Source organism: Mogibacterium timidum ATCC 33093 (assembly GCF_000525775.1).
GTDB classification, from domain to species: Bacteria; Bacillota; Clostridia; order Peptostreptococcales; family Anaerovoracaceae; genus Mogibacterium; species Mogibacterium timidum.
This window is the reverse complement of the sequence record NZ_JALU01000011.1, coordinates 1-10,340: the sequence shown is the minus strand read 5'-3', so window position 1 is coordinate 10,340 and position 10,340 is coordinate 1. Positions and strand designations below refer to the sequence as shown.

Annotated in this window: 10 protein-coding genes; all 10 read right to left on the bottom strand. The window is 44.7% G+C overall.

Annotated elements, in window-relative coordinates; genetic code table 11:
- Nucleotides 1-105: 105 nt before the first annotated feature.
- Nucleotides 106-243, bottom strand: a complete 138-nt coding sequence (locus tag HMPREF0581_RS08725; RefSeq protein WP_156918803.1) for a hypothetical protein — start codon at nucleotides 241-243, stop codon at nucleotides 106-108.
- Between the two features lie 32 nt (nucleotides 244-275).
- Nucleotides 276-1,088, bottom strand: a complete 813-nt coding sequence (locus tag HMPREF0581_RS02900) for a hypothetical protein (protein ID WP_009644027.1) — start codon at nucleotides 1,086-1,088, stop codon at nucleotides 276-278.
- Between the two features lie 397 nt (nucleotides 1,089-1,485).
- Nucleotides 1,486-2,718, bottom strand: a complete 1,233-nt coding sequence (locus tag HMPREF0581_RS02895; RefSeq protein WP_009644013.1) for a Fic family protein — start codon at nucleotides 2,716-2,718, stop codon at nucleotides 1,486-1,488.
- A 422-nt stretch (nucleotides 2,719-3,140) separates the two neighbouring features.
- Nucleotides 3,141-3,548 carry a hypothetical protein gene (locus HMPREF0581_RS08240; protein WP_009644023.1) on the bottom strand — a complete coding sequence of 136 codons (408 nt, stop codon included), beginning with the start codon at nucleotides 3,546-3,548 and terminating at the stop codon, nucleotides 3,141-3,143.
- A 5-nt stretch (nucleotides 3,549-3,553) separates the two neighbouring features.
- Nucleotides 3,554-4,153, bottom strand: a complete 600-nt coding sequence (locus HMPREF0581_RS02885; RefSeq protein ID WP_009644015.1) for a hypothetical protein — start codon at nucleotides 4,151-4,153, stop codon at nucleotides 3,554-3,556.
- Between the two features lie 127 nt (nucleotides 4,154-4,280).
- A complete protein-coding gene (locus HMPREF0581_RS02880) occupies nucleotides 4,281-4,952 on the bottom strand; it encodes a uracil-DNA glycosylase (RefSeq protein ID WP_009644029.1) in 672 nt (223 codons plus the stop codon).
- 197 nt (nucleotides 4,953-5,149) lie between these two features.
- The gene (locus HMPREF0581_RS02875; protein ID WP_009644017.1) at nucleotides 5,150-5,716 is read right to left on the bottom strand and encodes a phosphatase PAP2 family protein; all 567 of its coding nucleotides are present in this window, start codon (nucleotides 5,714-5,716) and stop codon (nucleotides 5,150-5,152) included.
- Between the two features lie 17 nt (nucleotides 5,717-5,733).
- Nucleotides 5,734-6,906, bottom strand: a complete 1,173-nt coding sequence (alr, locus tag HMPREF0581_RS02870) for an alanine racemase (RefSeq protein ID WP_009644030.1) — start codon at nucleotides 6,904-6,906, stop codon at nucleotides 5,734-5,736.
- Between the two features lie 142 nt (nucleotides 6,907-7,048).
- Complete coding sequence (locus HMPREF0581_RS02865; protein ID WP_036380235.1) at nucleotides 7,049-8,326, bottom strand: adenylosuccinate synthase; 1,278 nt, start codon at nucleotides 8,324-8,326, stop codon at nucleotides 7,049-7,051.
- Nucleotides 8,327-8,476: 150 nt separating this feature from the next.
- Entirely contained in the window at nucleotides 8,477-9,847 is a 1,371-nt protein-coding gene (locus HMPREF0581_RS02860) for an acetyl-CoA hydrolase/transferase family protein (protein WP_009644024.1), read from the bottom strand.
- Between the last annotated feature and the right edge of the window lie 493 nt (nucleotides 9,848-10,340).

Here is a 10,340-nt window from a genome sequence, read left to right as displayed (position 1 = left end):
ATATGAAGTCTATTATTCAACTGTGTTGCACTTAGCTTGACAATTCAAGAGTAAAACTTTTAAGAACAGATAGATCTCCATTTGTAATCATGTTACTATTTCTTATTAAACTGAAGTCCATATTATTCCTTTCCAACCCAAGCGGCTCATGTGATATGTAAATCCCTGTTTCAGACGAGTAATACCGTAACCACTTGTAAGTTTTAACTCCTGTTTCATGTATATAACATCTATGCCCTTCATTCAATTTACTCCTAAAAATTCAAATTTATTGTTCAATTTCCACAAACTTCAAAATTTCTTATTAGATAGTAAGTATCCTTGAATCTAAGGCTCCAAGTTTTTTTATTTCTTGTGATTTCATTATAAATATCTTCCAGTGTAGAAGCCGGTGATAGTGTTCCTAAAATATAATCTTCCAATTCAACTTGCCCTATTTTTTCTATTTTATCTAATAGAACTCCCAAATCTTTATGATTGAACCAACAATCTGTACTAAGGCAGTATGATGTGTTCTGTTTAGTACACGCAATTTGACTGTTTAGGAAATCATCAATATTGGGTTTCTCTTTTTGTAATAAACGAGTGCAAGCTAAATTGTATTCTAACTTTCTCGGTCTTTCATCTACTGATGAAACGAAACAAACTCCATATTCATTATCAAACTTTATTACAAGAATATCTCCCTTATTAAAATACGGCACTCGTTTTAACTTTCCTTTTGGAACTTTAACAGGTTTGAGATTTTTGCTCTGTAATTGTACAGCTAATTTATCTAGAACCTTTTGTCTTTGTTTCAATGCTTTACTGTCGATTTCAAGCCAAAATTCGTTAGCTCCTTTTGCAATTATTTCTAAGGCTTTGTCTTTTATCTCATCAGGTAAATGTCCTATTTCCCATAAAGAATAGGCAAAAGAAGTCCAATAAATCTCTGCATAAAAATCATCGGTACAATAATTTTTTTCATCTGCCAACATATCCGCTATAATTTTGTCGACACTTACTCCGTCTTTATAGTTTTCTACAACACAGTTGTAAATATCATATCCATCATCACTATCTATAATTTTTACACCGTCTATCGCCATGAGAAACCTCCTATCCGTTCATCTCGTCATACTCCATTTCGTTGGTTTCCAAGCTAACCACTATTGCTAATAAATGCCCCCAAATAATCTGGTGAGGTAGTCAAATCAATACAAAAATCATTTTCGGAAAATATACGGAATTCACAAAATGCTTTTTATTAAGGTTCCCTCTGCAATGATATTTTGTAAGATTGTTCAATCAGGTAATTCATATCTTCCTTTTTTAGCAATCATCTTTTAGTATCAAAACAGTATCATTTAGAGAATTTTACTGCTGCAAAATCGCTGAATCCCTGTATTCCCAAGCATTTTATGACAGTAATATATTTGCTTCTGTCATTCCCACTCAATAAAAAGAAGCGGCACGATGTAGCACGATGTAGCGCCTTCTCGTTTTTCATTCTGACTTTTGCTCTCTTGCGTACTTTTCTACCAATGTATCCAGATTCAGTTTGTAGAACTTGTTCCTATCCTCGATTTCTGTAACCAGCAGATTGTTCTCATCAATCTCGTGTAATCGCTTCTGCAATGTCGGTCTTGACACATTTAGGTTTTCTATCAATGACTTTGTCGAAATCCCTATTTCAGAAAATAATGATGCTTGCAGCAGAAAGTAATATAAATCCGTATATTTACCTTCTTGACCATTTGGCAAGTTACCGAGAAATCCCTTCTTAAGGACATTCAATCTTTCGCTCTTTTCAGTTAACCCTGCCTTGAGGTTTATAGCCGACTCTTTTATAAAATCGAGGTACGTAAAGATAAACGGAGTGATATCTCCTCTATTGATCTCATCATTTACAATCTTAAAGCTCTTGTAATACTTGTTTATATTTTCCTTAATTGTATATGACAAGCGGTAACCCATAATTGGTTCAAGTGCATTTGCGAGATAATAACTACTTATATACCTATTCAGTAGACCATTGCCAGCATAAAACGGGTGAATGTATCCAAATAAATAGTGAAATATCGCTATCCTGAATAGCGGCTCAATTTGCGCATCATTCAATATGTCGGTTGCTACATCCATGATGCTTACTATCTTACTTTCGGGATATAATCCACGATGAATAACCTTCTTCGTCGGATCAACTACTTCCACACGTCCTTTTCTGAATATCTCGCCATCAGGTGCATTATCCGAGTCCTCTTCGACAACCTCAGAGAGGAACATGTCGTCATATAGCGCCCGGATATCGCGGCTATTCTCTACAGATAGATCCCTTGAAGTCAATGTGGTATATTTTTTAACCAGTCCATAGAATCGCCTACCACCCTTTCCTTTCAGGTCATTGAGGATTTCACCAATTTCCTTTCTTGTGCTATGAATCCCCTCTATGTCATTTGTAATAACGATTTCATCAATCAGGCACTTCTTTATGTACTGCTCCAGCGCAATTCCCGGCAGTGTATTCACAAGCTCTGAAATCTCTTTGTCGAGTCTTGTTATGTCTACGACCCTTTTAAAAAGTTCGGGTGTTTCCATAAAAAACGCAGGATTATTCTCAATTTTAAAGTTTAGATGAACACATTCGTTTGACTGGAACCTTTCCCTATAGAATTCTTCGTATTTTTCATACCGGTCATAATACAGACTCTTGAGCAATACATATTCCTTGCTTTTCAAAAAACCCCCTCCTTTTTTCCTATTAATATCAATATTAGACCATATTGTTAAAAAAACAAGCATTATTTTAAATATTATCTGTATTTTTGCATTGTATTTAAAAAATCAAGCAAGTTTTTAATATCATCACATTTTCCGCAGCACATTTAAAAAACTATACAGTTTTTTAAATATAGATCGGCTTTTCCATCTCACATTTAAAAACACACAAGTTTTTAAATTTCTCCCGCAGACCCTGCGGCACATCAAAAATTCGCTATTTTAAATCCCGCGAAGACCCTCTCACTACAAAAGCCTTGCCCAATTTCCAATTGAACAAGGCTTCCCCTTCACATTTTTGTTGATATTCGGCATTAACCGAGTCATGTGACAGCTATACGGTGGCTCACCGCACAGCCTGATATTGCTATTCGGCAAGCATCCTACTCGCGTATCATCACCGTGCGATAATCCGGATCCATATACTCGTACCCGAAAGTTCTAAATATGTGCTCGTACTTCTTGTGAGTCATAGCGAGTACACGGCTATCATTTGGAGCTACCGTCAGCAGATAGTCGTCAATTTCCTTATATAGCTGCATATCTATTCCGCTGTCCTCGAACTCGGGTGCAATCATCACATCCGTAATCAAGAAATACATAGCACCGTCACCCGAGACTCTGCCGAACGCTGTAAGCTCGCCATCAATATAGAGCCCGACCATAAACAGGCCATCCCTGAGCGCCTTGATAATCGTCTTGGGATTGCGCTTTCGTGCTCCACATCTATTCATGAGCTTGATGAGCTCTGTCGGGAGCGTCCTGTTGATGCGAACTTCGGATTTGATCATAATATCTATTTCTCAGTTGCTCCTTTAGCAGCCGCTCTAACCTCAGCTGCCTTCTTAGCGATTGCTTCTCTTGCTTCTTCAATCTCAGGCGAAAGCTCTCCGTCTTCCTCATCAGCTTCCTGAGCTTCTTCGTGCACCTCAGCTGATTCGACAGCTTCAGCTTCTGCTTCTTCCGCTTCGGATTCTACAGAATCAGACGAAGCCTCAGTCTCCTCGGCTGTCTCATCACTGTCCATGGCATCAGATGAATCCTCTTCAACCTGAGCTCCCGCTGTCTTAATTCCTTTCTCTGCCTTAGCTGCTTCGATTAGCGCCAGCTCCTCCGCACTCATGTAATTATCGGGATTGAGCTTTCTCACCTCAGTCAGAACTACCGATACCGTAAACAGCAGAACTGCGAACACGATATAAGACAAGCTCTGGTTCAGAATGTAGGAAAGCGCATCTCCGAAATGCTGACCTATTGTCGATCCGTAAGTTTTAAAATAGTTTCTCAAATATGAAATCGAATTGAAAATAGCGTAGAGCGCATATACTGACACAATTCCGGTGCACACATACAATCCAATAGTAACCTTCGATCTCTTAAGCTTCTTGTTGTTCATAACGTAAACCTTTCCTTAATCTAATTAATATCGTTCTCAATAGTGCAATTGAAATATTAGCATATTCGTCCATGTATGCAAATGAAATCCACGTGGTTGTTATGTGAACGCAGCCACGCATTTTAGCCTAACAAATGCCCCAATCCACAGGGTCAATCCCCTGGCGCACGAGAAATTCATTTGCACGAGAGAAGTATTTCCCTCCAAAAAAACCTCTGTATGCTGAGAGAGGACTCGGATGCATGCCGGCTATCACGAGATGCTGTTTGTTCGTTATCAGCGGCAGCTTAGACTTGGCGTTGGACCCCCAGAGAATAAAGACAAGAGGCATCTTGCGCTCGTTGAGCTTCTCTATCACCGCATCTGTCAGCTGCTCCCAGCCTCTGCCGCGGTGCGAATTCGCCTCATGCTCCCTGACGGTCAGCGCTGTATTGAGCAGCAACACGCCCGACTTTGCCCAGGGAATCAGACAGCCGTTGTCATATGGTGGCGGTTCAATGCCGAGATCCGACCGGATCTCCTTAAAAATATTTACCAGCGAAGGCGGCTGCTTGATACCCTTTTGAACCGAAAAGGCCATACCATGCGCCTGTCCCGCCTCGTGGTATGGATCCTGCCCGAGCAGCAGAACCTTAACATCATCATATGGAGTGTATTTAAAAGCCGTAAAAATCTCATCCCTGGGAGGAAACACTGTGCACGAAGCATATTCCGCATCGAGGAACTGCTCGAGCTCCTTATAATACGGTTTTTCCATCTCACGTGCCAGCACCTGATCCCAGTCATTACCAATTATCATATCCGAACCTCATAATCAACCTTTTCCGACAAAATTCTTCCCATTGCATTTCGCAAGTCACATTGTTAATTATCATTCATTATTCATCGGACTCGCCAACACCATTATGCCAAATCCGTTATAGAGCTTAGACTTGCCTCCAAATTGCAAAATCACATCAAGTCATTATATAGCATGAAGTGCATAGATTCGTTTATTTATTTCTTTCTTGCATGCTTAGCCGGGTGCAGCCTCTCCTGCCCGGCATCATATATCCTGTACACCAGGTATGCCATGAGTGATCCGATGACAGCTCCACACAGCACATCACTTGGATAGTGCACTCCTACGTACAGCCGAGACAACACCATCAGAACGGCGAGCAAAAGAGCGGGGATGCCGTATTTCTTAGGGAAATACAGGTAAATGCTCATCGCTACTGCGAACGAGCTCGCGGAATGCCCTGACGGGAACGATGCATCATCCTGTTTCTCTATCAGAAGACGCACCTTGTCGAAGGTCTCATACGGTCTCGTTCTGTCAACCAGATTCTTGATCAAAAGGTTGTTGAGCAGATATGTGAGACCCAGCGCCACCAGCGCTAGCAATCCGTATTTCCTGGTTTTCTTAAACAGCATCAGTATCAACGCGATAACAATCCACATCGCGCCGGTGTTGCCCATGTGGGTAAATACTCTGACTACCGGCGTCAGAGCGTCATGGATCACAAGGTGCTGGAACTTGATCAGCAGTGATCCGTCGATATTTTGAATAGCTTCAAGCATATATCCCCCCTGTGCCGCTATACGAGGTCATACGAGCCCTTATCTCTGTCTATATAAATCTTGTGCAGTCTCATGCCGAAATCGCACAGTATCTCATAATTAATCGTGCCGATCTTATCAGCCAGCTCCTCTGCAGGAATCTCGTCATCGCCCGAGCGTCCCATGATTACCACCTCATCTCCGGCCCTAACCTCCGGCACGTCGGTAACATCTATCATACACTGATCCATGCAAATACTTCCCACGACCGGCACACGATGTCCGTTCACCAGCACTTCCGCCTTCCCTGTGAGTGTTCTGGCATAGCCGTCTGCATATCCAATTGAAATGGTAGCAATCTTGCTCTCACGCTCTGTGATAAACCTGCGCCCATAGCTTATTGCCGTGCCGGCCGGAACAGTCTTAAGGTGAACGATATAGGCTTTTACAGACATTACGGGCTCTAGATCGAGTCTGGACTTATCTACCTCATCGGACGGATAGCACCCGTACATGATGATCCCCGGTCTTACCGCATCGAAATGGGTCCTCGGATAGTCCATGATGGCCGCGCTGTTAGCGATACTCAACATAGGAAGACTGATGCCGCAGCCCGCAAGCTCCTCGTAGAAATCGTTGAACAACGACAGCTGCTTGTCGGTATATGAAGAATCGGCTTCATCGGATGTTGAGAAATGCGATATCATACCGATGATACGGATACCGTCGAGCTCATCCATCTCCTCTATTTCAGTCTTTGCAAGCTCCTTTTCAAACGGTGTTTCTATCCTGTAGCCGATGCGCCCCATACCTGAATCTATAGCTACCAGGCAGTCGATAACGTCATTTGTCTCTCCGGCGATATTGGCTATCGCCCCGGCTCTCTCCAACCCTCCAACCACTATGGTCAGCCTTTGTTCGATTACAATATCCACGCACTCCTGTGGTACAAAGCCGAGGATAATAATAGTCTCGTTAAATCCGGCCTCGCGTAGAGTCAGGGCTTCTTCGACTGTAGCAACCGCAAAGCGCGATACCCCATTTGAACGGAGAACCTTGGCACAGCGAACGCTGCCGTGTCCGTAGGCATCAGCCTTGACTATTCCGATGATTTCAGCGCTTCCTATAGCCTCTTTGATTGCCTTGATGTTGTGATCGAGCGCCGAAAGGTCTATCTCCACCCACGTCTGGCGCATTGATTCCTTATACATGCGATACCTCTTCAATTACGGAATTCCTGACAGCAGCTCTGTCAGGAATTGTTACCTATCTGCAGGTTATTTAACTTTTAAAAATCCGCTTTGCAAATCGTCTGCAAAGTTTAATTCGATTTATTATGATTGTCTCCGGCAGCTAGCGGATGATTAGCTCATCGCGGGCCGGGCCGTTTGATACCATCGATACGTGAACATCTATTTCCTGTTCAATTCTCTCGATGTACGCCTTGCATTCAGACGGAAGTTCATCGTAGCTTTTGATACCTCTGATATCTGTCTTCCATCCCGGAAGCGTCTCATATACCGGTTTGGCCTTCTCGAGCAGCGGTGTGTTAGGGAAATCCTTAATCACCTTGCCGTCAATCTCGTATCCAACGCATATCTTGAGCTCGTCCAGATATCCAAGCACGTCAACTACTGTAACTGCAACCTCTGTAGCCCCCTGCATCATGCAGCCGTATCTGGTCGCAACAGCATCGAACCAGCCGACTCTACGAGGTCTGCCGGTCGTTACGCCGAATTCGCCACCGTCGCCGCCGCGTTTACGCAGCTCGTCAGCCTCGTCCCCGAATAGTTCGCTGACAAACGCGCCTGCACCTACTGCCGAAGAATATGCCTTTACAACCGTAATGATTCGCTCAATAGCATAAGGTGGGAGTCCGGCACCGGTAGCGCCAAAGCCTGCGAGCGTAGAAGACGATGTGACCATAGGATAGATACCGTGGTCTGTGTCCTTAAGTGCTCCGAGCTGTCCCTCCAGCAGGATATGCTTGCCGGCGCGGAGGGCGTCGTTTAACACCTGCGAAGTGTGCGCAACGTATGGCTTTAGCAGCTCCGCATATTCCAGCAGCTCTGCGTAAATATCTTCTGCCTTGATCTGCGGCTTGTGATACAGGTTCTCGAGCAGCACATTTTTGATACTGCAGACATTCCTGATTCTCTCCATCAAGAGGTCCTTATCCGAATAGAGATCTGCAACCTGAAAACCAATCTTCGCATACTTATCCGAAAAGCAAGGCGCTATGCCCGCCTTGGTCGAACCGAAGGAATGGCCGGCGAGCCTCTCCTCTTCGTAAGCGTCCAGCGCCATGTGATATGACATAACCAGCTGAGCTCTGTCCGAAATGATAATCTTGCCATGCGGAACACCTGCATCTTCAATGGATCCGAGCTCCTCAATGAATTTCCTGGCGTTTACTGCCACTCCGTTGCCCAGAACACTGACAGCGTCCTTGTTAAAAATGCCGGATGGCATGAGGTGGAGTCCGAACTTTCCAAACTCGTTCTTGATGGTGTGTCCGGCGTTGCTGCCGCCCTGAAACCTAACGATATAATCGGATTCCTGTGCGAGTACGTCTGTGATTTTACCCTTGCCTTCATCACCCCAATTGGCACCTACAACTGCTGTGATCATAAAAACCTCCTTACGCATTGCGCCTTAGCGCCTCTGCCTTGACTTTATGACCCCGTCAAGCCCCGCGCAGGACCGACCTTCTGTAAAGCCAGCTAATAAAACTCTACCCTATTGATACAAAATGTTTATTAAATATAGATTAAAAATCCTTTAAACATATTCAATCTTACTTGTGTTGCGCCAGATGCCCATCTTTTCAGCTTCCCGGATCAGCGCTTCTCTAAAATCAGGATGCGCCACGCTGATTAAACTTTCGGCTCTCTGCCATGTCGACTTACCCTTAAGATTGACTGCACCATACTCCGTCACTACGTAGTGTGTCGCTGTACGCGGGGTGGTGATAATCGATCCGCGTGGAAGTATCGGATGAATAAGTGATACCATCTCTCCATCCGGCTTCACTCTGGTCGAATGTGTGCACATGAAGCTCTTGCCGTTCCTTGAAAGGAAGGCTCCGAGCACGAAATCAAGCTGACCGCCTGTACCTGTAAGCTGTCTGAAGCCTGCGCTCTCCGAGCACACCTGCCCATAGAGGTCGACTCCGACGCAGCTGTTAATCGATATGAAGTTGTCTATCTGCGATATGGTGTGCACGCTGTTGACGTAATCAACCGGGGCGGCACAGCAGATGGGGTTATCATCTATGAAATCATACAGCTCCTTGCTGCCAACCGCTGCCGTGTACACGGTCAACCCCTTGTCCAGCTCCTTGTTATTGGTCAGCTTGCCCGCATAATACAGGTTCATGAAGGAGTCAACAATGACCTCGCTGTGACCACCGAGATCACGGATGTCGGACTCAGCCAGCAGAGCGCCGATTGCATTTGGCACTGCTCCGATACCGAGCTGCAGCGTGCTCTCGTTTCTGATTCGCTCCACAATTGACTCCGCAATCCTCCTATCCTCAGGGCTCGCAGGCGCTGCCTTGAACTCAGCGAGCTCCGGGCTATCGCCCTCGATGATGTAGTTTACATCGGAGATATTGATATGCGACTCGTAGCCGAGTGCTATCGGCATCTTCTCGTTGACCTCAACGATGACAATCTTGGAATTCCTGATGATTCCGAGCAGATCGGCGTTGGTTGGCCCAAAGTTGAAGTTGCCATATCTGTCCATCGGAGCCACCTGGATGCAGCAGATGTCAAATCCGTTGTTCTCCTGGCCCCAATATAGCGGTTCTTCGTTGAATAGGATCGGCACGTACCAGCAGTTCCCCGCGCTTGCCATCTTGCGATCCATGCCGGTATAATGCGACGAGTAAAATCTCACTGTGTTGACGTCCCTTGTTGCCTTAAAGGTCTCAAGTAAGTTGTTCCTCACTGCAACCTCTGTCTGTATCTCTAATCCACGAAGGAGGGTGTCTGTCTTGAGGCGGTTCCCGAGCGCTCTATCCATATAGATGGAGCTGCCGGTTCCCACGCCAAAGTGCAGCCTGTATTTGCTCTTGACCAGGCTCGCTGCGAATTCCGCGTCGATGAGCTTGGTCTTATACTCGCTCTGCACCTGACTGATATCATACATAGTCTTTCCTCCATCTTCATAAATTCGTCACTAACTGCCACCCCCTTTTTGTGGCGATAGGACAAAAACATTCTAGCGCATTTATGGCTGAATTTCAAGTATTCCGGCGCGTACGGGGGCCTCCTTCTAGGGGCGTTATGAGATTCCATACTTGTCTTATCCTATCTGTTCTCTATCTGTTCTTAACTTCTCTTATCTTTAAATTAATTTACAGATTTTTGTCGAGCTCTCATTTATCTCTGTCTTAAATATCTTGGATATAAATGCATTTAAAAATATATCTCTCACCGGCTTCAGTCCGGCTTCGTCAGATAACCGAGCTTACTATTTACAGCAAATCAAAAAGGCGATCAAATCTACTTCGATCGCCTTTTCGTCTGCTGTTCTTGTTTGGTAGGCTCAGGATGTCAGATTCCGCTCTGATATTTCAGGTCTTTAATCTGTCACCGCCTGCGGCTAATTCCTTATGCGTCTCCTTGAAACTAGCAGTCCT

What these genes read in the sequence shown, in the direction of transcription:
- HMPREF0581_RS08725 (WP_156918803.1), bottom strand. Translation starts at nt 243, where the DNA reads ATGAAGGGCATAGATGTTATATACATGAAACAGGAGTTAAAACTTACA.
- alr (WP_009644030.1), bottom strand. Translation starts at nt 6,906, where the DNA reads ATGTATAAGGAATCAATGCGCCAGACGTGGGTGGAGATAGACCTTTCG.
- HMPREF0581_RS02885 (WP_009644015.1), bottom strand. Translation starts at nt 4,153, where the DNA reads ATGAACAACAAGAAGCTTAAGAGATCGAAGGTTACTATTGGATTGTAT.
- HMPREF0581_RS02900 (WP_009644027.1), bottom strand. Translation starts at nt 1,088, where the DNA reads ATGGCGATAGACGGTGTAAAAATTATAGATAGTGATGATGGATATGAT.
- HMPREF0581_RS02875 (WP_009644017.1), bottom strand. Translation starts at nt 5,716, where the DNA reads ATGCTTGAAGCTATTCAAAATATCGACGGATCACTGCTGATCAAGTTC.
- HMPREF0581_RS02860 (WP_009644024.1), bottom strand. Translation starts at nt 9,847, where the DNA reads ATGTATGATATCAGTCAGGTGCAGAGCGAGTATAAGACCAAGCTCATC.
- HMPREF0581_RS08240 (WP_009644023.1), bottom strand. Translation starts at nt 3,548, where the DNA reads ATGATCAAATCCGAAGTTCGCATCAACAGGACGCTCCCGACAGAGCTC.
- HMPREF0581_RS02865 (WP_036380235.1), bottom strand. Translation starts at nt 8,326, where the DNA reads ATGATCACAGCAGTTGTAGGTGCCAATTGGGGTGATGAAGGCAAGGGT.
- HMPREF0581_RS02880 (WP_009644029.1), bottom strand. Translation starts at nt 4,952, where the DNA reads ATGATAATTGGTAATGACTGGGATCAGGTGCTGGCACGTGAGATGGAA.